The organism is Bacillus stercoris (assembly GCF_029772985.1).
Taxonomy (GTDB): Bacteria; Bacillota; Bacilli; order Bacillales; family Bacillaceae; genus Bacillus; species Bacillus stercoris.
Map to the genome: position 1 here is coordinate 1,717,798 of NZ_CP121861.1, position 23,006 is coordinate 1,740,803.

Annotated in this window: 23 protein-coding genes, 1 pseudogene and 1 other annotated feature; of the genes and pseudogenes, 23 read left to right on the top strand and 1 reads right to left on the bottom strand. The window is 43.6% G+C overall.

Annotation, left to right across the window (positions count from 1 at the left end; genetic code table 11):
• Nucleotides 1-7 precede the first annotated feature (7 nt).
• From dnaK to mtaB, 5 genes are all read left to right on the top strand, one after another.
• A complete protein-coding gene (gene dnaK / locus QA442_RS08955; protein ID WP_014114462.1) occupies nt 8-1,843 on the top strand; it encodes a molecular chaperone DnaK in 1,836 nt (611 codons plus the stop codon).
• Between the two features lie 199 nt (nt 1,844-2,042).
• Complete coding sequence (gene dnaJ / locus QA442_RS08960; protein WP_014114461.1) at nt 2,043-3,170, top strand: molecular chaperone DnaJ; 1,128 nt, start codon at nt 2,043-2,045, stop codon at nt 3,168-3,170.
• A gap of 24 nt (nt 3,171-3,194) precedes the next feature.
• Nucleotides 3,195-4,130, top strand: coding sequence for a 50S ribosomal protein L11 methyltransferase (prmA, locus tag QA442_RS08965; RefSeq protein WP_069149894.1), 936 nt, complete (start codon nt 3,195-3,197; stop codon nt 4,128-4,130).
• Nucleotides 4,131-4,152: 22 nt separating this feature from the next.
• Nucleotides 4,153-4,923: a 16S rRNA (uracil(1498)-N(3))-methyltransferase gene (locus tag QA442_RS08970; protein WP_014664656.1), complete on the top strand. Its 771-nt coding sequence runs from the start codon at nt 4,153-4,155 to the stop codon at nt 4,921-4,923.
• Complete coding sequence (gene mtaB / locus QA442_RS08975; protein ID WP_095431717.1) at nt 4,923-6,278, top strand: tRNA (N(6)-L-threonylcarbamoyladenosine(37)-C(2))-methylthiotransferase MtaB; 1,356 nt, start codon at nt 4,923-4,925, stop codon at nt 6,276-6,278. Before QA442_RS08970 ends, mtaB begins: the two co-directional genes overlap by 1 nt.
• A gap of 37 nt (nt 6,279-6,315) precedes the next feature.
• On the opposite strand, the gene QA442_RS08980 is transcribed toward mtaB, so the two are convergent.
• Nucleotides 6,316-7,239, bottom strand: a complete 924-nt coding sequence (locus tag QA442_RS08980) for a Na/Pi symporter (RefSeq protein WP_014664654.1) — start codon at nt 7,237-7,239, stop codon at nt 6,316-6,318.
• Nucleotides 7,240-7,411: 172 nt separating this feature from the next.
• Here QA442_RS08980 and rpsU point away from each other — a divergent pair, with 172 nt between their 5' ends.
• The 18 genes and pseudogenes from rpsU (at nt 7,412) to ccpN (ending at nt 22,998) form a co-directional block, all read left to right on the top strand.
• Nucleotides 7,412-7,585 carry a 30S ribosomal protein S21 gene (rpsU, locus tag QA442_RS08985; protein WP_003152957.1) on the top strand — a complete coding sequence of 58 codons (174 nt, stop codon included), beginning with the start codon at nt 7,412-7,414 and terminating at the stop codon, nt 7,583-7,585.
• Between the two features lie 14 nt (nt 7,586-7,599).
• Nucleotides 7,600-8,046: a GatB/YqeY domain-containing protein gene (locus tag QA442_RS08990; RefSeq protein ID WP_095431716.1), complete on the top strand. Its 447-nt coding sequence runs from the start codon at nt 7,600-7,602 to the stop codon at nt 8,044-8,046.
• A 130-nt stretch (nt 8,047-8,176) separates the two neighbouring features.
• Nucleotides 8,177-9,490: an NfeD family protein gene (locus QA442_RS08995; RefSeq protein ID WP_095431715.1), complete on the top strand. Its 1,314-nt coding sequence runs from the start codon at nt 8,177-8,179 to the stop codon at nt 9,488-9,490.
• A gap of 21 nt (nt 9,491-9,511) precedes the next feature.
• On the top strand, nt 9,512-10,507 hold the full coding sequence (floA, locus tag QA442_RS09000; protein ID WP_014664652.1) for a flotillin-like protein FloA: 996 nt from the start codon (nt 9,512-9,514) through the stop codon (nt 10,505-10,507).
• Between the two features lie 24 nt (nt 10,508-10,531).
• A complete protein-coding gene (locus QA442_RS09005) occupies nt 10,532-10,951 on the top strand; it encodes a hypothetical protein (RefSeq protein WP_014664651.1) in 420 nt (139 codons plus the stop codon).
• A 56-nt stretch (nt 10,952-11,007) separates the two neighbouring features.
• Nucleotides 11,008-11,289 (top strand): sporulation protein YqfC, encoded by a 282-nt coding sequence (gene yqfC, locus QA442_RS09010; protein ID WP_003237082.1) that lies wholly within the window; start codon nt 11,008-11,010, stop codon nt 11,287-11,289.
• A gap of 18 nt (nt 11,290-11,307) precedes the next feature.
• Nucleotides 11,308-12,504, top strand: coding sequence for a sporulation protein YqfD (gene yqfD, locus QA442_RS09015; protein WP_095431714.1), 1,197 nt, complete (start codon nt 11,308-11,310; stop codon nt 12,502-12,504).
• Complete coding sequence (locus QA442_RS09020) at nt 12,501-13,460, top strand: PhoH family protein (RefSeq protein WP_014477373.1); 960 nt, start codon at nt 12,501-12,503, stop codon at nt 13,458-13,460. The genes yqfD and QA442_RS09020 overlap by 4 nt, the downstream gene beginning before the upstream one ends.
• A gap of 78 nt (nt 13,461-13,538) precedes the next feature.
• On the top strand, nt 13,539-15,674 hold the full coding sequence (gene pgpH / locus QA442_RS09025) for a cyclic-di-AMP phosphodiesterase PgpH (RefSeq protein ID WP_095431713.1): 2,136 nt from the start codon (nt 13,539-13,541) through the stop codon (nt 15,672-15,674).
• Nucleotides 15,675-16,148, top strand: a complete 474-nt coding sequence (gene ybeY / locus QA442_RS09030) for an rRNA maturation RNase YbeY (RefSeq protein WP_095431712.1) — start codon at nt 15,675-15,677, stop codon at nt 16,146-16,148.
• Nucleotides 16,129-16,500: a diacylglycerol kinase family protein gene (locus QA442_RS09035; protein WP_095431711.1), complete on the top strand. Its 372-nt coding sequence runs from the start codon at nt 16,129-16,131 to the stop codon at nt 16,498-16,500. Before ybeY ends, QA442_RS09035 begins: the two co-directional genes overlap by 20 nt.
• 118 nt (nt 16,501-16,618) lie before the next feature.
• A complete protein-coding gene (locus tag QA442_RS09040) occupies nt 16,619-17,029 on the top strand; it encodes a cytidine deaminase (RefSeq protein ID WP_014664646.1) in 411 nt (136 codons plus the stop codon).
• The gene (gene era / locus QA442_RS09045) at nt 17,010-17,915 is read left to right on the top strand and encodes a GTPase Era (RefSeq protein ID WP_014664645.1); all 906 of its coding nucleotides are present in this window, start codon (nt 17,010-17,012) and stop codon (nt 17,913-17,915) included. Before QA442_RS09040 ends, era begins: the two co-directional genes overlap by 20 nt.
• 147 nt (nt 17,916-18,062) lie before the next feature.
• A complete protein-coding gene (locus tag QA442_RS09050; RefSeq protein ID WP_003230053.1) occupies nt 18,063-18,206 on the top strand; it encodes a YqzL family protein in 144 nt (47 codons plus the stop codon).
• 36 nt (nt 18,207-18,242) lie between these two features.
• Entirely contained in the window at nt 18,243-19,010 is a 768-nt protein-coding gene (gene recO / locus QA442_RS09055) for a DNA repair protein RecO (RefSeq protein ID WP_014664644.1), read from the top strand.
• Between the two features lie 39 nt (nt 19,011-19,049).
• Nucleotides 19,050-19,224: a binding site (T-box leader), on the top strand.
• Nucleotides 19,225-19,306: 82 nt separating this feature from the next.
• Nucleotides 19,307-20,194: a glycine--tRNA ligase subunit alpha gene (glyQ, locus tag QA442_RS09060; protein WP_040083765.1), complete on the top strand. Its 888-nt coding sequence runs from the start codon at nt 19,307-19,309 to the stop codon at nt 20,192-20,194.
• Nucleotides 20,187-22,227, top strand: a pseudogene (gene glyS / locus QA442_RS09065) (glycine--tRNA ligase subunit beta). Before glyQ ends, glyS begins: the two are co-directional and overlap by 8 nt.
• Nucleotides 22,228-22,359: 132 nt before the next feature.
• A complete protein-coding gene (ccpN, locus tag QA442_RS09070; RefSeq protein WP_003237058.1) occupies nt 22,360-22,998 on the top strand; it encodes a transcriptional regulator CcpN in 639 nt (212 codons plus the stop codon).
• The last annotated feature ends 8 nt before the right edge of the window (nt 22,999-23,006 follow it).

The following is a 23,006-nucleotide window of genomic DNA, read 5'->3' on the forward strand; positions in this document are numbered from 1 at the left end:
TATTCAAGTGAGTAAAGTTATCGGAATCGACTTAGGAACAACAAACTCATGTGTGGCAGTGCTTGAAGGCGGCGAGCCTAAAGTTATTGCTAACGCTGAAGGAAACCGCACAACGCCATCAGTTGTTGCATTCAAAAACGGCGAACGCCAAGTAGGGGAAGTGGCTAAACGCCAATCTATCACAAACCCTAACACAATCATGTCTGTTAAACGCCATATGGGTACTGACTATAAAGTGGAAATTGAAGGAAAAGATTACACTCCTCAAGAAGTGTCTGCTATCATCCTTCAACACCTTAAATCATACGCTGAAAGCTATCTTGGCGAAACAGTATCAAAAGCAGTTATCACAGTTCCTGCTTACTTTAACGATGCTGAGCGTCAAGCGACAAAAGACGCTGGTAAAATTGCAGGTCTTGAAGTAGAACGTATCATCAACGAGCCGACTGCAGCAGCTCTTGCATACGGACTTGATAAAACAGATGAAGATCAAACGATCCTAGTATACGACCTTGGCGGCGGTACATTCGACGTTTCAATCCTTGAACTTGGCGACGGTGTATTCGAAGTTCGTTCAACTGCAGGTGACAACCGTCTGGGCGGGGACGATTTTGACCAAGTCATCATCGATCACCTTGTATCTGAATTCAAAAAAGAAAACGGCATTGATCTGTCAAAAGACAAAATGGCGCTTCAACGTTTGAAAGACGCAGCTGAAAAAGCGAAAAAAGATCTTTCCGGCGTATCTTCTACGCAAATTTCTTTACCGTTTATCACAGCTGGAGAAGCAGGACCGCTTCACCTTGAACTTACATTAACTCGCGCTAAATTTGAAGAGCTTTCTTCTCATTTAGTAGAGCGCACAATGGGTCCTGTCCGTCAAGCGCTTCAAGATGCAGGGCTTTCTGCAAGCGAAATCGACAAAGTCATCCTTGTCGGCGGATCAACTCGTATCCCTGCCGTACAAGAAGCAATCAAAAAAGAAACCGGAAAAGAAGCACATAAAGGCGTAAACCCGGATGAAGTTGTGGCGCTTGGTGCTGCGATTCAGGGCGGCGTTATCACAGGTGACGTAAAAGACGTGGTTCTTCTTGACGTTACACCGCTTTCTCTCGGTATCGAAACAATGGGCGGCGTGTTCACAAAACTGATCGACCGCAATACGACGATCCCTACAAGCAAATCTCAAGTGTTCTCAACTGCTGCTGATAACCAAACAGCTGTTGACATCCATGTTCTTCAAGGTGAGCGCCCAATGTCTGCCGACAATAAAACACTCGGCCGCTTCCAGCTTACTGATATCCCGCCAGCACCACGCGGCGTGCCTCAAATCGAAGTTTCTTTCGATATTGACAAAAACGGTATCGTAAACGTAAGAGCAAAAGACTTAGGCACAGGAAAAGAGCAAAACATTACAATCAAATCTTCTTCAGGTCTTTCTGATGATGAGATCGAACGCATGGTAAAAGAAGCGGAAGAAAATGCTGACGCTGATGCGAAGAAAAAAGAAGAAATCGAAGTCCGCAACGAAGCAGATCAGCTTGTTTTCCAAACTGAGAAAACATTAAAAGATCTTGAAGGCAAAGTGGATGAAGAACAAGTGAAAAAAGCCAACGATGCCAAAGACGCTTTAAAAGCGGCGATTGAGAAAAACGAATTTGAAGAGATCAAAGCGAAAAAAGATGAGCTTCAAGCAATCGTCCAAGAGCTTTCTATGAAGCTTTATGAAGAAGCTGCTAAAGCACAGCAAGCTCAAGGCGGAGCAAACGCTGAAGGCAAAGCGGATGACAACGTTGTCGACGCTGAATACGAAGAAGTAAACGACGACCAAAACAAAAAATAAATTCTTTTTAAAGTCAGTCCCGCTTCCGGGGCTGACAGAAAAGAAAACATTTCATAATCTGATTCAATGATTAGAAAGTCAAAGTCAGGCATCTCTTGGCTTTGACTTTTTTTCTTGCCCGGGATAAAAGGAATTGAAAAATCATAATTCAAAATGATACAATCTAATTTATGTGAGAAATTCGGGAGAGTGAAGCGAGATGAGTAAGCGTGATTACTATGAAGTGCTGGGAGTAAGTAAGAGCGCTTCAAAGGATGAAATTAAAAAAGCTTATCGGAAGCTGTCAAAAAAATATCATCCTGATATTAACAAAGAAGCCGGATCAGATGAAAAATTTAAAGAGGTAAAAGAAGCGTACGAAGCGCTGTCAGATGACCAAAAACGTGCGCATTACGACCAATTTGGGCATACTGATCCTAATCAGGGCTTCGGCGGCGGTGGTTTTGGCGGCGGCGATTTCGGCGGTTTTGGTTTCGATGATATTTTTTCAAGTATTTTCGGCGGAGGCACAAGACGAAGAGATCCAAACGCTCCGCGCCAAGGTGCCGATTTGCAATACACGATGACCTTGTCGTTTGAGGATGCCGCTTTCGGTAAAGAAACAACGATTGAAATTCCGCGAGAGGAAACGTGCGACACATGTAAAGGCTCAGGTGCGAAACCTGGAACAAACCCGGAAACGTGCTCCCACTGCGGAGGCTCCGGCCAGTTAAACGTGGAGCAAAACACGCCGTTTGGAAAAGTCGTGAACAGACGGGTCTGCCACCACTGTGAAGGTACGGGCAAAATTATTAAAGACAAGTGTGCGGATTGCGGCGGCAAAGGAAAAATCAAAAAACGCAAAAAAATCAACGTGACAATTCCAGCCGGTGTAGATGACGGACAGCAGCTTCGTCTCTCGGGACAGGGTGAACCAGGAGTAAACGGTGGCCCTGCCGGGGATTTATTTGTCGTGTTCCATGTGCGCGCCCACGAGTTCTTCGAGCGTGACGGCGATGATATTTACTGTGAAATGCCGTTAACGTTTGCTCAGGCTGCTCTTGGAGATGAGGTAGAAGTTCCGACGCTGCATGGAAAAGTGAAATTGAAAATTCCAGCCGGTACACAAACAGGAACGAAATTCAGATTAAGAGGAAAAGGCGTTCAAAATGTCAGGGGCTATGGACAGGGTGACCAGCATATCGTCGTCCGCGTCGTTACGCCGACAAACCTGACAGATAAACAAAAAGACATTATCCGCGAATTTGCCGAGGTCAGCGGAAACCTGCCTGATGAACAGGAAATGAGTTTCTTTGACAAGGTAAAACGCGCGTTTAAAGGCGATTAATTATTGGATGAGGAGTTGGTAGTTTTGAAATGGTCCGAATTAAGCATTCACACAACACATGAAGCGGTCGAACCTATCTCAAATATATTGCATGAAGCTGGTGCAAGTGGGGTTGTGATAGAGGACCCGCTTGATTTAATTAAAGAACGTGAGAATGTGTACGGGGAAATCTACCAGCTCGACCCCAATGATTATCCTGATGAGGGTGTCATTGTCAAAGCATATCTGCCGGTTAACAGTTTTCTAGGCGAAACTGTAGACGGCATTAAAGAAACGATTAATAATCTCCTTCTTTACAATATTGATTTGGGCAGAAATCACATCACCATTTCTGAAGTAAATGAAGAAGAGTGGGCGACTGCCTGGAAAAAGTATTATCATCCTGTGAAAATTTCTGAAAAGTTTACGATTGTGCCGACGTGGGAGGAATATACGCCGGTCCATACTGATGAACTGATTATTGAAATGGACCCGGGAATGGCTTTCGGCACAGGGACACATCCGACAACCGTGCTCTGCATTCAGGCGCTTGAACGCATTGTGCAAAAGGGTGATAAGGTGATTGATGTTGGTACAGGTTCCGGAATTTTAAGTATTGCGGCTGCAATGCTTGAGGCTGAATCGGTTCATGCCTATGATCTTGACCCTGTAGCTGTAGAAAGTGCACGCCTCAATCTTAAGCTGAACAAAGTGAGCGATATTGCACAAGTGAAGCAAAACAACTTGTTAGACGGGATTGAAGGTGAACATGATGTGATTGTGGCCAACATTTTGGCTGAAGTCATTCTTCGCTTTACTTCACAAGCGTACAGCCTGTTAAAAGAAGGCGGACATTTTATTACGTCAGGTATCATCGGCCATAAAAAACAAGAAGTAAAAGAAGCATTGGAACAAGCTGGCTTCACCATTGTAGAAATCCTTTCAATGGAAGATTGGGTCAGCATTATTGCGAAAAAATAACAGTTAGTAGGTGTCACAGCGTATGCAACGATATTTTATCGAGCTCACGAAGCAGCAAATAGAGGAAGCGCCGGCTTTTTCGGTTACCGGCGAAGATGTTCATCATATTGTGAACGTGATGAGAATGAATGAGGGAGATCATATCATCTGCTGCTCTCAAGACGGCTTCGAGGCAAAATGTGAACTTCAATCTGTTTCCAAAGATAAAGTGTCCTGCCTTGTGATAGAATGGACGAATGAAAACAGAGAGCTTCCGATAAAGATCTATATTGCGAGCGGCCTCCCGAAAGGAGATAAGCTTGAATGGATTATCCAAAAGGGGACTGAGCTCGGAGCTCATGCCTTTATTCCCTTCCAAGCCGCGCGTTCTGTTGTCAAGCTGGATGACAAAAAGGCGAAGAAAAAGCGGGAAAGATGGACGAAAATTGCGAAGGAAGCGGCTGAACAATCGTACCGTAACGAAGTGCCGCAAGTGATGGATGTCCATTCTTTTCAGCAGCTTCTTCAAAGGATGCAGGATTTCGATAAATGTGTCGTTGCATACGAGGAGTCATCGAAGCAAGGGGAAATAAGCGCATTCAGCGCGGTTGTAAGCAGCCTTCCGAAAGGATCATCTCTTTTGATCGTATTTGGTCCCGAAGGCGGTTTAACAGAAGCGGAGGTTGAACGGCTCACTGAGAAAGACGGTGTGCCGTGCGGCCTTGGACCGAGAATTTTAAGGACAGAAACCGCTCCGCTATATGCGTTGAGTGCGATTTCTTATCAAACAGAGTTATTAAGAGGTGATCAGTAATGGCAACTGTTGCTTTCCATACGCTTGGCTGTAAAGTCAACCATTATGAAACAGAAGCAATCTGGCAGCTTTTCAAAGAAGCGGGCTATGAAAGAAGAGACTTTGAACAAACAGCTGATGTATATGTCATTAATACATGTACAGTAACTAATACTGGAGATAAAAAAAGCCGCCAAGTGATCAGACGCGCCATTCGTCAAAATCCTGACGGTGTCATCTGTGTCACAGGCTGCTACGCGCAAACCTCACCTGCTGAGATTATGGCGATCCCTGGTGTCGATATTGTAGTTGGAACACAGGACCGTGAAAAAATGCTTGGCTACATTGACCAATACCGTGAAGAACGCCAGCCGATTAACGGCGTCAGCAACATCATGAAAGCAAGAGTCTATGAAGAGCTCGATGTGCCTGCTTTCACGGACCGGACAAGAGCGTCATTGAAAATACAAGAGGGCTGCAATAATTTCTGCACATTCTGTATCATTCCGTGGGCGCGTGGCCTGCTACGCTCCCGCGACCCTGAAGAAGTCATTAAACAAGCGCAGCAGCTTGTCAATGCGGGCTATAAAGAAATTGTTCTTACAGGTATTCACACGGGCGGTTACGGCGAAGATATGAAAGATTACAACTTCGCTAAGCTTTTGAGCGAATTAGACTCTCGTGTAGAAGGCGTGAAACGGATCAGAATTTCTTCAATCGAAGCCAGCCAAATCACTGACGAAGTGATCGAAGTCTTAGACCGCTCAGATAAGATAGTGAATCATTTGCATATTCCTATCCAATCCGGCTCAAACACAGTGCTTAAACGGATGAGACGCAAATATACAATGGAATTCTTTGCAGACCGTTTAAACAAATTGAAAAAAGCACTGCCAGGCTTAGCCGTTACTTCTGATGTTATTGTTGGGTTCCCTGGTGAAACAGAAGAAGAATTTATGGAAACCTATAACTTTATTAAAGAACATAAATTCTCTGAACTGCATGTTTTCCCTTATAGTAAACGTACAGGAACACCAGCTGCGCGAATGGAAGACCAAGTGGATGAAAACGTGAAAAACGAACGTGTGCACCGCCTGATTGCTCTTTCTGACCAGCTTGCAAAGGAATACGCTTCTCAGTATGAAAATGAAGTGCTTGAGATTATCCCTGAGGAAGCGTTTAAGGAAACAGAAGAAGAAAATATGTTTGTCGGTTACACAGACAATTATATGAAGGTTGTTTTCAAAGGTACGGAAGATATGATCGGCAAAATTGTAAAAGTCAAAATCCTAAAAGCAGGTTATCCTTACAACGAAGGGCAATTTGTCCGTGTTGTAGAGGATGAAGTAACTGAACATATGCGTTTGTCTTCTTAACCTAAAAAAACCGGTGCATTTAAAATGTCCCGGTTTTTTATTTAGCTGGGATAAGAAGGTGAATCAATCGGTAAAACAAGTTTGTAAGCGGAAGAAATAAAAGAGCTGTCACTACATTAAATAAAAGGCTGAAATGAGCAATCCTTTGGGCGGGATCGGGTGATAACTGTTCTACAAAGCCAGTCGCTGCGGTCAGAAAAGGCAATACTAGAGCCACGCCTAGCACATTAAACACCACATGGGCATACGCTGTCTGTTTCGCCGCATATCCGCCGGATACAGCCGCCATGACAGCTGTAATGCATGTCCCGATATTTGACCCGAGCACAACGCTCATCGCCTGTGTCAGCCCGATAATCCCTTCATTCATAAAACTCATTAAAATGCCGATACAGACAGAGCTGGAATGAATGATGGCAGTTAACACCATTCCGATGAGCAAAGCTGACCAGTTTGAATCGTTAACGTGGTATAAAACGTCGGCTCCCGTTTTCAGCTTTGTCAGCGGCCCGGCAAGATGGCTGAATCCACTGATGCAAAAGAAGATGATGCCCAATCCGAGGAAGCTTGTTCCCAGCTGTTTTAAAGGATACCTGCCAGTCAGAAAAAACAATAAACCGCCTATTAAAAGAACCCAAATCAAAATATCCATTTTGATGGCAATAAATTCAGTTGTAAAAGTAGAGCCAACATTTGTCCCCAGAATCATCGGTATCGTCCGCTTAAAAGAAAGAACGCCTGCACTGACAAAGCCGATGACAATGACCATAAAGGCTGAACTGCTCTGAAGTATCCCCGTAAATACAATGCTGATAAGAAACGCTTTTAACGGGTGGTCCGTAAATAATAGCAAACGGTCTTCAATTTTTGAGTACGCCATCGATATTAAGCCTTTTCGAAGCATATTCATGCCTGCGAGAAAGAATAATATAAGAGCTGTAAAACTGATCAGAATCAACATCCTATTCACCAACCCCTTTCCATCATTATATAGACAGGCAGTCTCACTCATGACGGAAAAGTGAACTCACTTAGTTGACCTGACTGATGGCTTATATTATAATGTCAAAGTACATGTTTATATGTGTAACTTAAAGGTAGTCGATTGGTGTATTCGGAGGGAGGGAAAGAGAATGTCAAAAACGGTCGTTAGAAAAAACGAATCGCTTGAAGATGCTCTTCGTCGCTTCAAACGCAGTGTATCAAAGACAGGTACTTTGCAAGAAGCAAGAAAGCGTGAATTTTATGAAAAGCCTAGCGTAAAGCGCAAGAAAAAGTCTGAAGCTGCTAGAAAACGCAAATTCTAAAAGAGGGTGGATTTATGAGTCTTCTTGAGCGTCTCAACCAGGATATGAAGCTGTATATGAAAAACCGTGAGAAAGACAAACTGACTGTCGTTCGAATGGTTAAGGCTTCACTTCAAAATGAAGCAATTAAGCTTAAGAAAGACAGTTTGACCGAGGATGAGGAACTCACTGTCCTTTCTCGTGAACTTAAGCAACGTAAAGACTCCCTCCAGGAATTTTCAAACGCTAATCGTTTAGATTTAGTAGATAAAGTTCAAAAAGAGCTGGACATTTTAGAAGTTTATTTACCTGAGCAGCTGTCAGAAGAAGAGCTGCGTACAATCGTAAATGAAACCATCGCAGAGGTCGGTGCGAACTCAAAAGCGGACATGGGCAAAGTGATGGGGGCAATTATGCCTAAAGTAAAAGGTAAAGCTGACGGAAGTTTAATTAATAAGCTTGTGAGCAGTCAACTGTCTTAAATGGCAAAGAAAAGGACATCTTTCTAAGAGAGATGTCTTTTTTTATACATAAAAAAATGAAACCTTTGATACATTTGTTACGTATGAAGAGAAGGCACTTATTATAAAAGGAAGGAGGGATACACAGCCCTTGCTTCAAATCAAAGGATTCCGTGCTGTTCTTTTGAGTATATTTTTACTTTCTTTATTTGGCGTACAGCTGAACGCAAAAGCAGAAAAACAAACTGTATATGTGATCCCGGTTGAGAAAAATGTCGAACAGGGTCTCGCCTCGTTTTTGTCCCGTTCGTTACAAGATGCAAAGGATGCACATGCAGCCCACATTATTCTTGATATCAATACACCGGGGGGATTAGTCAAATCTGCTATTGATATGGCGGATGTGATCACCGAAAGCGAGATCCCCGTAACTGCATATGTAAACAAACGCGCGTTGTCTGCTGGTGCATACATTGCGCTGCAAGCCGATCACATTTATATGGCGCCTGGCGGAAAAATGGGAGCCGCCGCGATTATTGATGGCCAAGGCAATGCCGCTGACCAAAAAGCTGAATCACTTTGGCTGGCAGAGATGGAAGATGCCGCAGTGAAAAATAATCGCGATCCAAAATATGCGCTCGCAATGGCTGACCCGGATATAGATGCCAAGGAAGTCGGCGCGCCTAAGGGAGATCTGCTGACACTTAACGCAGACAAGGCGATGGAGGTAGGCTATTCAGAAGGCACGGCTGGCAATGTATCCGCGCTCGTAAAGAAGCTTGGGTTCGAAAAAGCGCAGATCAGCTATGCAAAGGAAAGCTTTGCGGAAAAAACAGCAAGATGGCTGACGAGTCCGGTCATTGTCCCCATTCTGCTGACTATCGCTTTTTTAGGTCTGACAGTAGAGCTTTTTTCCCCGGGTGTCGGCCTCCCTGGAACGGCTGGATTCATTGCGTTATTGCTGTTTTTCTACGGTCATCTCGCAGCAGGCCTTGCCGGGTATGAGACGGTTCTCCTCTTTATCGCAGGGGTGATCCTCATCCTGCTTGAGATTTTCCTTCCTGGAGGAATCATTGGTTTACTTGGCTTGGGGTCGATTATTGTGAGCCTGTTTTTAGCCGCGGGGAGCTTCACTGTCATGGCGGTTTCTCTCTTGATCGCCACAGCTGTTTCAATTACAGCTTTTATTTTACTGACAAGGGTGTTGGGAAAGCGTATGAAATTCTTTAGAAAATTGATATTAAATGATTCTACAAATACCGAGAGCGGCTACGTATCAAATCAAACGCGGACGGACCTAATGGGAAAGGTGGGTATAACCTCTACACCGCTGCGTCCTTCCGGTACCGTCATTATTGACGATGAACGCCTTGACGTTGTTTCGGAGGGATCGTTTACAGAAAAAGATAAGAAAGTAAAAGTGATTAAAGTAGAAGGCTCACGTATTGTCGTGAGAGAAATTTAAATAGAAACGAGGAGAAGTTATATGGATCCGTCAACATTTATGATTCTGGCAATTGTCGCAGTCGCGATCATTGTTTTGGCTGTATTTTTTACATTTGTGCCTGTAATGCTTTGGATTTCAGCTTTAGCAGCCGGAGTGAAAATCAGCATTTTCACCCTGGTTGGGATGAGGCTTCGCCGAGTCATACCGAATCGGGTGGTTAACCCGCTGATTAAAGCGCATAAAGCGGGACTTAATGTCGGAACAAATCAGCTAGAAAGCCACTACCTGGCCGGAGGTAATGTTGACAGAGTTGTCAACGCGCTTATCGCCGCCCAGCGCGCGAACATTGAACTCACATTCGAGCGCTGTGCTGCCATTGATCTTGCCGGCCGGGATGTATTGGAAGCTGTTCAAATGAGCGTTAATCCTAAGGTCATTGAAACGCCGTTCATTGCCGGTGTGGCCATGGACGGGATTGAAGTGAAAGCGAAAGCGAGAATCACAGTAAGAGCGAATATCGAGCGTCTCGTCGGGGGAGCGGGAGAAGAAACTATTGTTGCCCGTGTCGGTGAAGGGATCGTCTCTACAATTGGTTCATCCGAAAATCACAAAAAAGTGCTTGAAAACCCCGACATGATTTCTCAGACGGTACTAGGAAAAGGATTGGACTCAGGGACGGCATTTGAAATTCTCTCGATTGATATTGCTGATGTTGACATCGGTAAAAACATCGGTGCGATTTTACAAACTGATCAGGCCGAGGCTGATAAAAACATCGCGCAGGCAAAAGCGGAAGAACGACGTGCAATGGCTGTCGCTCAAGAACAGGAAATGCGCGCCCGCGTAGAAGAAATGCGCGCGAAAGTGGTAGAAGCCGAGGCGGAAGTGCCGCTTGCGATGGCCGAGGCCTTGCGTGAAGGGAATATTGGCGTCATGGATTACATGAATATCAAGAACATTGATGCTGACACAGATATGCGTGATTCATTCGGCAAGCTGACGAAAGACCCGTCGGATGAAGACCGCAAATCATAATCTCTCTAAGAAGGGAGAACGCTGATGGAAGATCTACTGACCAATCCGCTTATTATTGCAGCGATCATCGGAATTATTTCTGCGATTTTCGGCAAAAAGAGCAAAGAAGAAAAGCAAAACAGCCAAAAAAGAAAAATACCTCAACAGGTGCAAACTGCTTCCCCTCAAAAGAAGCAGTCAAAAGAAGAAGCTCCTGCACCTATTCCTAACCGCATGGAACAGGCAAGACGGGAAGCGGAAGAAAGACGCAGGGAAACAGAAAGAAATCTGAAAGGGCTGGAACGAGATCTTGCTGCTGCCAAACAAAAAGCGGTATACACAAAACAAAAAATGCTCCAGGTGAATAAAGACACCGTGGTACAGGGGATCGTTCTAGGAGAGGTATTCGGACCTCCAAGGGCGAAAAAACCTCATCATACGATGCGCCCGGCCCGTAAAAATTAAAGTGTTAGAACCTCCTTTCAAATCATACATATGAGATGAAAGGGGGTTCTTTTTGTATGGGGCAAAGAAAGAATCGTGTGAAAGCTTGGCTGACAAGAGCATTGGAAATTCCCCCGGACGTTATGATGGATCTGCCGAGGATTACAATGGTTGGCAGACTTCATATCTACATAGAAAACCACAGAGGTCTTTTGCTTTTCAGCGAGAATGAAGTGAGGCTGATGCTGAAGCAGGGCCAGTGCATCATATCTGGTAAAAATTTTGTCATCAAGGCGATTCTTCCGGAAGAAATACTTTTGGAGGGTACGATTGATGTCGTTCGATATGTTGAGTCATAAAGCCGAGGGGGAAATGTTGTGAAAAATAAATGGCTGTCTTTTTTTTCGGGTAAGGTCCAGCTTGAATTGACGGGAAGAGGGATTGAGCGGCTCCTTAATGAATGCACAAGACAGGGGATTCCAGTCTTTCATGTCAAAAAAAAGAAAGAAGCCGTATCGTTATATATACAGCTTCAGGATGTACATGCCTTTCGGCGGGTGAGAAGTAAATTTAAATGTAAAGCCCGATTTATCAATCGGAAGGGTTTTCCCTTCCTATTGCTGAAATCAAAGCTGAATATAGGGTTTACGATCGGTTTTGCGATTTTTTTCATCCTTTTGTTTCTGCTTTCCAATATGGTGTGGAAAATTGATGTGACAGGCGCTAAGCCTGAAACAGAGCATCAAATGAGGCAGCATCTTAATGAAATCGGTGTTAAAAAGGGCCGTCTGCAGTTTTTAATGATGTCGCCCGAAAAAATACAGAAATCATTAACCAATGGAATAGACAATATCACCTGGGTCGGCGTTGATCTGAAGGGGACGACCATTCACATGAAAGTCGTGGAGAAAAATGAGCCCGAAAAAGAAAAGTATGTTAGCCCGCGCAATATTGTCGCCAAAAAGAAAGCAACGATTACGAGAATGTTTGTGCAAAAAGGGCAGCCCATGGCCGCCATACACGATCATGTTGAAAAGGGGCAGCTGCTTGTTTCGGGACTGATCGGCAGCGAAGACCATGAGCAGGAAGTCGCCTCAAAAGCAGAAATTTACGGAGAAACCTGGTATAGATCAGAAGTGACAGTCCCGCTTGAAACATTATTTAACGTCTATACGGGCAAAGTAAGGACAAAGCACAAGCTTTCTTTTGGCTCGTTGGCAATCCCGATCTGGGGGATGACGTTTAAAAAAGAGGAATTGAAGCATCCAAAAACAGAACAAGAAAAGCACTCGCTTCATTTTCTCGGATTTAAGCTCCCTGTATCCTATGTCAAAGAGCAAACAAGAGAAAGTGAAGAGGCTTTGCGAAAATATACGAAAGAAGAAGCAGTTCAAGAAGGCATTAAATTGGGTAAACAGGATGTAGAGGATAAAATAGGCGAAAACGGCGAGGTGAAAAGTGAAAAAGTTTTGCACCAGACTGTTGAGAATGGTAAAGTAAAGTTGATTATTCTCTACCAAGTTATAGAAGATATCGTTCAAACCACACCTATTGTCAGGGAGACTGAAGAATGACAGAACATTTACTTGCGATGAATCAAAAACTGAAAAACCCGGACGAGGCGCTTTCACTCTTCGGGAACCAAGATTCTTTTTTGAAATTGATGGAGAAAGATCTGAATGTAAATATCATTACGCGCGGCGAGACGATTTATGTTTCAGGCGATGATGAATCGTTTCAGATTGCAGACAGGCTGCTGGGATCACTCCTCGCTTTAATTCGCAAGGGGATAGAGATCTCTGAACGTGATGTGATTTACGCCATCAAAATGGCAAAGAAGAATGAACTTGAATACTTTGAAAGCATGTATGAAGAAGAAATTACAAAAAACGCAAAAGGAAAATCAATCCGTGTAAAAACAATGGGACAGCGGGAATACGTGGCCGCTATGAAGCGGAATGACCTTGTATTCGGCATTGGTCCGGCGGGAACCGGGAAAACGTACCTGGCTGTCGTAAAAGCAGTCCATGCTTTAAAAAACGGACATATTAAAAAAATCATTTTAACAAGGCCTGCCGTGGAAGCCGGTGAAAGCCTCGGTTTTCTCCCAGGTGACCTAAAAGAAAAAGTAGATCCTTATTTGCGCCCGTTGTATGACGCTCTCCATGATGTGCTTGGGGCAGATCATACAGAACGTCTGATGGAAAGAGGCATCATTGAAATTGCTCCGCTTGCATATATGAGGGGACGGACGCTCGATGATGCTTATGTTATACTTGATGAAGCACAGAATACCACGCCTGCTCAAATGAAAATGTTTTTGACGAGACTGGGTTTTGGCTCTAAAATGATCATTACAGGTGACGTTAGCCAAATTGACCTGCCGAAAGGCGTCAAATCGGGACTTGCAGTAGCGAAGGAGATGCTGAAAGGAATAGACGGCATTTCTATGATTGAGCTAGACCAGACAGACGTGGTCAGACATCCGCTTGTTGCGAAAATTATTGAAGCATACGATAAGCAAAATTAATGCTGAATGACCCGATCGCGCGTTATCGGGTCATTTTTATGATTGCTTGTGGGCTTGATGTTTCAAGAGGAGGTTCTTGTGTTGAAAAAGAAGGCTAAGACCAAAAGCAGCTCAAAAAAATGGAGCAAATTTAAAAATGCCCGCTCCATGCATGTACTGCTGTATCTTCTGCTGGCTGCCATTATGTTTGCTTTGCTCTTTGTACATGTTAAGCCGGAAACACTTGATTTGGACCTGTTTTCAGTCAGCGACAAGACCATTTATGCTCCGGCAACCGTGGAAGATCAAAAAGCCACGGAGGAAAAAAAGCAAGCCGCTGAGGACGCGGTTGAGGATCAATATACATTAAAAAAAGAATACACAGATAATCGGATAGACCTTGTGTCATCAATATTCGACAGTATCAGTGAAGTGAAAAAATCATCGGAAGAAAGCAGCAAATCCCCATCGGAAAAATCAATGGTCAAATCCGTAAAGGATAAATTGACGTCAGATGTGAATGATTCCATATCCGAGGACTCCATCAAGACATTGCTGAAAGCAGACAGTGAAGACTTTTCTTTTGTCAGAGATACGGTCATTACCGCGGTAAATACGGTCATGAGCAGTGAAATCCCTTCGGATAAGCTATCTGATGCAAAGGATAAAGTAGAAAAAGAGCTAAAGAGCAATTCTATTCCATCTAAATACTTGGGAGCTGCGACAGAAATCGGGCGTTTTGCTATTATTCCGAATTACGTCTTCGATCCGAAAGCAACAGAGGCAAAGCGGCAGGAAGCGTCAGACAATGTCCAGCAAGTTCAAATCAAACAGGGGCAAGTGCTCGTGGAAGAAAATGACCTTATTGATCGAGAAGTGTACAGAAAACTTGAGCTGACCGGGTTATTAAATAACTCAAATCTCTTTAAGCCGATCAGCGGGCTATTGATTATGATCGGACTGTTCATTGCAACACTTGTATATTATTTTGAAAAACAGAAACAAAATCTGAAGTTTAAAAACCAATCCATTCTGCTATTCTCTATTATCACAACACTTTTGCTAGTGATCATGGAGGTTGTCAGTTTGTTTCAGAAGATGGAATATAATAATATCGGCTATCTGGTTCCCATTGCGGCCGGGGCCATCTTAATCAAACTGCTGATGAATGAACGCATTGCCATTTTGGGAAGTATCATTCTTGCGATTTGCGGGAGTATGATGTTTAATCAGGGTGTGACAGGAACGTTCAATTATGTCATAGGAATTTATTATTTGATTAGCGGTATTTCAGGCGTTTTATTTTTAGGAAAACATAATGCAAGGTCAAAGATTTTGCAGACCGGACTTTTCGTTGCGTTTATTAATATGGTTGTTGTTCTTTCCTTATTATTGATCCAGAACACCGCACTTTCGGGTCTTGAAATCGGCACGTTAATGCTCATGGGTGTTGTGTCGGGGTTTGCTTCATCGGTATTGATCATCGGCCTGATGCCGTTTTTCGAGACAGGCTTTGGCATTTTATCCACCATGAGGCTGCTCGAGCTGTCTAATCCTAACCATCCGCTATTGCGCAAAATACTGACAGAAACACCAGGTACATATCATCACAGTGTAATGGTCGCCAATTTATCAGAGGCAGCCTGTGAAGCGGTTGGGGCTAATGGTTTGCTTGCAAGAGTCGGCGCATATTATCACGATCTCGGAAAAACAAAGCGCCCGCAATATTTTATTGAAAACCAAATGAATATTGACAATCCGCATGATAAACTGTCTCCTCAGCTGAGTAAAAATATTATCATCTCGCATACGACTGACGGTGCGAACATGCTGAGAAGCTATAAATTTCCGAAAGAGCTTGTCGATATTGCTGAGCAGCATCATGGAACCTCGCTTTTAAAGTTTTTTTACTATAAAGCGAAGGAAAAAGGCGACCAGATTACAGAGGAAGAGTTCCGTTATCCGGGGCCGAAGCCGCAGTCAAAGGAAGCCGCAATTATATCAGTGGCCGACAGTGTTGAAGCGGCCGTCAGATCCATGCATAACCCAAATCCTGAACGAATTGAAAAGCTTGTCCGGGGTATTATATCCGATAAGCTTCAGGACGGACAGTTCAGTGAATGCGATTTGACATTTAAAGAGCTGGATACAATCGCAAAAACGCTCTGTGCAACATTAAAAGGAATTTTCCACTCCCGGATTGAATATCCGGAGGCTACTAAGAAGGTGAAATAGATGAGTTTACTGATTGATATCGTTGATGAAACAGGAAGCGTCTCAGAAGAGATGCTCAAAGAAGTAGAAAATCTGCTTCAATTTGCTGCTGAGCGTGAAGGCGTTCAGGATCAGGCTGAGGTTTCTGTCACGATCGTTACCAATGATGACATACAGCAGATTAACAAAGAATACCGGGGAAAGGATACACCGACAGATGTCATCTCATTTGCTCTTGAAGAAGAGGGAGAAGGCGAGGTCGAAATCGTGGGCGCCGAGATGCCTCCGGTTTTAGGTGACATTATCATCAGTGCCGATCGCACAAGAGAGCAGGCAGAGGAGTATAATCATTCTTTTAAAAGAGAGCTCGGATTTCTTGCCGTACACGGATTTCTGCACCTTTTAGGATATGACCATATGACGAAAGAGGAAGAAGAGGAGATGTTTACTAAGCAAAAGGATTTGCTGGACGCTTATGGACTCAAGAGATTATAGAAATGAGCTGAAGCGATTCTACAAAAGCTTCGTGCATGCAGGCCGGGGAATCTGGAAAACAGCGCGGACGGAGCGGAATTTCCAATTTCATGCCGCAGCCGCCTGCGTTGTTCTCATTTGCGGCTTCCTTGTAGGACTCAGCACGATAGAGTGGGTGATTATATTCCTTTTGATTGGCGGAATGTTTTCGCTTGAGCTTTTAAATACAGCCGTTGAACATACGGTTGATTTAATAACTGACAAACATCACCCTCTTGCTAAAGCGGCCAAGGACGCTGCCGCCGGGGCTGTTTGCGTTTTTGCCGTCATTTCGTGTATCATTGGTTTACTTATTTTTTTGCCAAAGCTGTAATGGCAGAAAATTCTTACATTTATTTTACATTTTTAGAAATGGGCGTGAAAAAAAGCGCGCGATTATGTAAAATATAAAGTGATAGCGGTACCATTATAGGTAAGAGAGGAATGTACACATGAACAGACAAGAATTAATAACAGAAGCTTTAAAAGCGCGTGATATGGCATATGCGCCGTATTCCAAGTTCCAAGTAGGAGCCGCTCTTCTTACCAAGGATGGAAAAGTGTACAGAGGCTGCAACATTGAGAACGCTGCATACAGCATGTGCAATTGCGCTGAGCGTACCGCTTTATTTAAAGCTGTTTCTGAAGGGGATACAGAGTTTCAGATGCTGGCCGTTGCGGCTGACACCCCTGGACCGGTATCTCCGTGCGGAGCCTGCCGCCAGGTGATTTCTGAGCTTTGCACAAAGGACGTTGTAGTCGTACTGACTAATTTACAAGGACAAATAAAAGAAATGACTGTGGAAGAATTATTGCCAGGCGCATTTTCATCGGAGGATTTACATGACGAACGAAAGCTTTAAATCAGGATTTGTATCCATTATTGGAAGACCAAACGTAGGAAAGTCTACATTTTTGAACAGAGTCATAGGGCAAAAAATCGCGATCATGAGCGATAAGCCCCAAACGACGAGAAACAAGGTGCAAGGGGTATTAACGACAGGCACATCACAAACCATTTTTATTGACACACCAGGGATTCATAAACCTAAGCATAAGCTCGGGGACTTTATGATGAAAGTGGCGCAAAATACATTAAAAGAAGTTGATTTGATCTTGTTTATGATCAATGCCGAGGAAGGCTACGGGAAAGGCGACGAATTCATCATTGAGAAATTGCAGCAGATGTCTACGCCTGTATTTTTAATCGTAAACAAAATTGATAAAATTCATCCCGACCAATTGCTTTTGTTAATTGACGAATACCGCGGACGTTATCCTTTTAAGGAAATTGTTCCGATTTCTGCTCTAGAAGGAAATAATATCGAAACATTGCTCGCTCAGATTGAAGCGTATTTGCCGGAAGGGCCGCAATTCTATCCGAGTGATCAGGTCACCGACCACCCAGAGCGATTTATCATTTCTGAATTAATCAGGGAAAAGGTGCTGCATTTGACGAGAGAAGAAATCCCGCACAGCATTGCGGTGGCCATCGAATCCATCAAAGGGCAGGACAACGGTTCTGTGCATGTAGCGGCAACGATTGTGGTCGAGCGGGATTCCCAGAAAGGCATCGTGATTGGTAAAAAAGGAAGCCTTCTGAAAGAGGTCGGAAAAAGAGCGAGGGCGGATATTGAAGCACTGTTAGGCTCCCGTGTCTACCTTGAATTGTGGGTGAAAGTGCAGAAAGACTGGCGCAATAAAATGTCCCAGCTTCGCGATTTTGGCTTTAAAGAGGACGAATATTAATCTCTTGCCGTGTGGGACATTATCTCACAGGAACAGGGATACATTAGCAAATTTTGTTTAACATGAAATGGAGGACATCTGGTCAAGATAAAGGTAAGAATTTGGAATTTAGGTAAGCTAGTTTAACTACAGAAAGGTGGGTTTCTTGTGTTGAATTTTACCTGGAACGTATTTTCTCAAACAGGAAATGTTGATACGTATCTTCTTTTTAAAGAACTGGAAAAAGAGAACATGGAAAGACCCGAAGAACTAGAAGATGAGCTAGCCCGATTTGATTATCCAATTTTATAAACCTCTTGGCCGCTCCTGCTTTAGGAAGGTGCGGAAATGCTGACAAAATGTGAAGGGATCGTTCTTCGCACAAATGATTACGGAGAGACGAATAAAATCGTAACATTACTGACAAGAGAACACGGAAAAATAGGTGTTATGGCACGAGGCGCCAAAAAACCGAACAGCCGTTTATCAGCAGTCAGCCAGCCCTTTTTGTATGGTTCATTTTTAATGCAAAAAACATCAGGCCTCGGAACGCTTCAGCAGGGGGAAATGATCCTCAGCATGCGAGGCATCAGGGAAGACTTGTTTTTAACAGCCTATGCCGCATATATTGCTGAATTAGTCGACAGAGGCACAGAGGAAAGAAAGCCAAATCCTTATTTATTTGAATTTATATTAGAATCACTAAAACAGCTGAATGAAGGAACAGATCCGGATGTTATCACCTTCATTGTTCAAATGAAGATGCTCGGTGTCATGGGGCTGTATCCTGAGCTGAATCATTGTGTACATTGTAAAAGCCAAGACGGAACTTTTCACTTTTCTGTCCGTGATAATGGTTTTATATGCCATCGCTGTTTTGAAAAAGATCCTTACAGGATTCCGATTAAACCGCAAACAGCAAGGCTGTTGAGACTCTTTTATTACTTCGATCTGTCGAGGCTGGGCAATGTGTCCTTAAAAGAGGAAACAAAAGCTGAATTAAAGCAAGTGATTGATTTGTATTACGAAGAATATTCAGGGTTATATTTAAAATCAAAGCGCTTTTTAGATCAAATGGAAAGCATGAAACATCTTATGGGTGAAAACAAAAGTTGACATTTGGTCCATCTTTTTATATGATCATTTATTATAAAATATGTTGCAGTGAGAGAAAGAAGTACTTGCGTTTACCTCATGAAAGCGACCTTAGGGCGGTGTAAGCTAAGGATGAGCACGCAACGAAAGGCATTCTTGAGCAATTTTAAAAAAGAGGCTGGGATTTTCTTCTCAGCAACTAGGGTGGAACCGCGGGAGAACTCTCGTCCCTATGTTTGCGGCAGGCAAGCATAGAGACGGGAGTTTTTTGGTTGCTGCCGCAGTCATTTTATGAAAGAAAAGTGGAGGTGCTTGAAATGAATATTCAAGACATGATTCTTACCTTGCAAAAGCATTGGTCCAGTCAGGGCTGTGTGCTTATGCAGGCTTACGATGTAGAAAAAGGAGCCGGCACGATGAGCCCGTATACATTTTTGCGCAGCATCGGCCCTGAGCCGTGGAAAGTGGCTTATGTAGAGCCTTCAAGACGCCCTGCAGACGGCCGATACGGGGAGAACCCAAACAGATTGTATCAGCATCATCAGTTCCAGGTCATTATCAAACCGTCTCCTGATAACATTCAAGAGCTGTATTTAGATTCCTTGCGGGCTCTCGGAATTGATCCGCTTGAGCACGATATTCGTTTTGTTGAAGACAACTGGGAGAATCCGTCTTTAGGCTGTGCGGGTCTTGGCTGGGAAGTATGGCTTGACGGAATGGAAATTACACAATTTACGTATTTCCAGCAGGTCGGAGGACTTGAATGTAAACCGGTTTCAGTTGAAATTACGTACGGAATCGAGCGTCTCGCGTCTTATATCCAGGATAAAGAAAATGTTTTCGACTTGGAATGGACGACAGGGTTTACAGTAAAAGATTTATTCATGATGGCTGAATATGAGCATTCGGTTTATACATTTGAAACGTCAGACGTCGATATGCTGTTCCAACTGTTCAGCACATATGAAAAAGAAGCGATCAAGCAAATGGATAACGGACTTGTTCATCCAGCATATGACTATGTGCTGAAGTGCTCGCACACCTTCAATCTGCTTGACGCCAAAGGTGCGATCTCTGTTACCGAGCGGACGGGCTATATCGCAAGAGTGCGGAATTTAGCTAGAAAAGTAGCAAAAACCTATTATGAGGAACGAGAAAAACTAGGGTTCCCAATGCTTAAAGGGGAGGGTTCTTCTCATGAGTAAACAGGATTTACTTTTAGAGATCGGATTAGAGGAAATCTTAGGCGCGCTTTTTGAATGAAAGCATGGTTCAGCTTGGCGAGAAGCTGACAGGCTGGCTTAAAGAAAAAAATATTACTCACGGTGAAGTGAAGCTCTTCAATACACCGAGACGTCTTGCTGTGTTCGTTAAGGATGTTGCAGAAAAGCAGGATGATATAAAAGAGGAAGCAAAAGGACCTGCGAAAAAAATTGCCCTAGATGCAGACGGAAACTGGACAAAAGCGGCAATCGGATTTTCAAAAGGCCAAGGCGCGAATGTGGAAGACCTGTACATCAAAGAAGTAAAAGGCACAGAGTATGTATTCGTGCAAAAATTCCAAGCCGGCCAAGAAACGAAATCGCTTCTGCCAGAACTGAGCGGTTTAATTACAAGCTTGCATTTCCCGAAAAACATGCGCTGGGGAAATGAAGATTTGCGTTATATCCGACCAATCAAATGGATTGTCGCTTTATTTGGACAGGATGTCATTCCATTTTCGATCACAAACGTTGAATCTGGACGAACAACACAGGGACACCGTTTTCTCGGACATGAAGTATCAATTGAATCACCTTCAGCTTATGAAGAGCAGCTGAAAGAACAGCATGTTATTGCTGATCCTAACGTCCGAAAGCAAATGATTCAATCTCAGCTGGAGGCAATGGCTGCAGAACACAATTGGAGCATTCCGGTTGACGAAGACCTTCTTGATGAAGTGAATCATTTAGTAGAATACCCGACAGCTCTTTACGGTTCATTTGAATCTGAGTTTCTGTCAATTCCTGAGGAAGTGCTTGTCACGACAATGAAAGAGCATCAGCGCTACTTCCCTGTCAAAGACAAAAACGGTGACTTGCTGCCTCACTTTATCACAGTCCGAAACGGCAACAGCCACGCGATCGAAAATGTGGCCCGAGGCAATGAGAAAGTGCTGCGCGCGCGTTTGTCTGATGCTTCATTCTTCTACAAAGAAGATCAGAAACTAAACATTGATGCAAATGTGAAGAAGCTTGAAAATATCGTTTTCCATGAAGAGCTTGGTTCTCTTGCTGATAAGGTTAGAAGAGTCACATCAATCGCAGAGAAACTTGCCGTTCGTCTTCAGGCTGATGAAGATACATTAAAACATGTGAAGCGAGCTGCTGAAATTTCTAAATTCGACCTTGTCACGCATATGATATATGAATTCCCTGAACTTCAAGGAATTATGGGCGAAAAGTATGCGAGAATGCTTGGTGAAGATGAAGCTGTGGCTGCGGCAGTCAATGAACATTATATGCCTAGATCAGCTGGCGGAGAAACGCCTTCTACTTTTACAGGAGCTGTTGTAGCAATGGCGGATAAGCTTGACACAATCGCTTCATTCTTCTCAATCGGCGTTATTCCGACCGGTTCTCAGGACCCTTACGGACTGCGCCGCCAGGCAAGCGGTATTGTTGCGATTCTTCTTGACCGCAACTGGGGAATTTCATTTGAAGAGCTGCTTACTTTCGTTCAAACTGATAAAGAAAATGAACTGCTGGATTTCTTCACTCAGCGCCTGAAATATGTCTTGAATGCTGAACAAATCAGACATGATGTTATCGACGCCGTGCTGGAAAGCTCTGAGCTTAGGCCATACTCAGCGCTGCATAAAGCGCAAGTACTGGAACAAAAGCTTGGTGCACCTGGCTTTAAGGAAACAGCTGAAGCGTTAGGCCGAGTGATCTCTATCAGCAAAAAAGGAGTCCGCGGAGACATTCAGCCTGATCTGTTTGAAAATGAATACGAAGCAAAGCTGTTTGATGCCTACCAAACAGCGAAGCAAAATCTGCAGGAAAACTTCAGCAAAAAAGATTATGAGGCGGCGCTTGCTTCACTTGCAGCCTTAAAAGAACCGATTGATGCTTACTTCGACCATACAATGGTTATAGCGGATAATGAGGCATTAAAGGCAAATCGTTTAGCGCAAATGGTAAGCTTGGCGGATGAGATCAAGTCCTTTGCGAATATGAATGCCCTTATTGTAAAATAAAGAGAGAAAAGGCGGTTGCTGTGTGATCGGTAATCGTCTTTTCCCCATTTATAAGTTTTTTGTTTGATTACAAGATATTTACGCTATAATATGGATTATTATTTCTTTACATAGCTATGAAGTGAAAAGGTGGTGAGTACGATCGAACTAAATAAACGGCAAGAACATATTTTGCAGATTGTAAAAGAAAACGGGCCGATTACAGGGGAGCATATTGCAGAAAAGCTGAACCTTACCAGGGCGACATTGCGTCCGGATTTAGCCATACTCACCATGTCAGGATTCCTCGAGGCGCGCCCGAGAGTCGGTTATTTCTATACGGGAAAAACCGGCACACAGCTTTTGGCGGATAAACTCAAAAAGCTTCAGGTGAAAGACTTTCAATCTATCCCCGTAGTGATTCACGAAAACGTTTCTGTGTACGATGCGATTTGCACCATGTTTTTAGAAGATGTAGGTACTCTGTTTGTGGTGGACCGCGATGCTGTTTTAGTCGGGGTGCTTTCACGAAAGGACTTGCTCAGAGCGAGCATTGGCCAGCAGGAGCTTACATCGGTCCCTGTTCACATCATCATGACAAGGATGCCGAACATTACGGTGTGCAGACGTGAGGATTATGTAATGGACATTGCAAAGCACTTAATAGAAAAACAAATTGATGCGCTGCCTGTCATCAAAGATACCGATAAAGGCTTTGAAGTAATCGGCAGAGTGACAAAAACAAATATGACAAAAATACTTGTCAGTTTATCGGAAAATGAAATCCTATAAGATTGCAA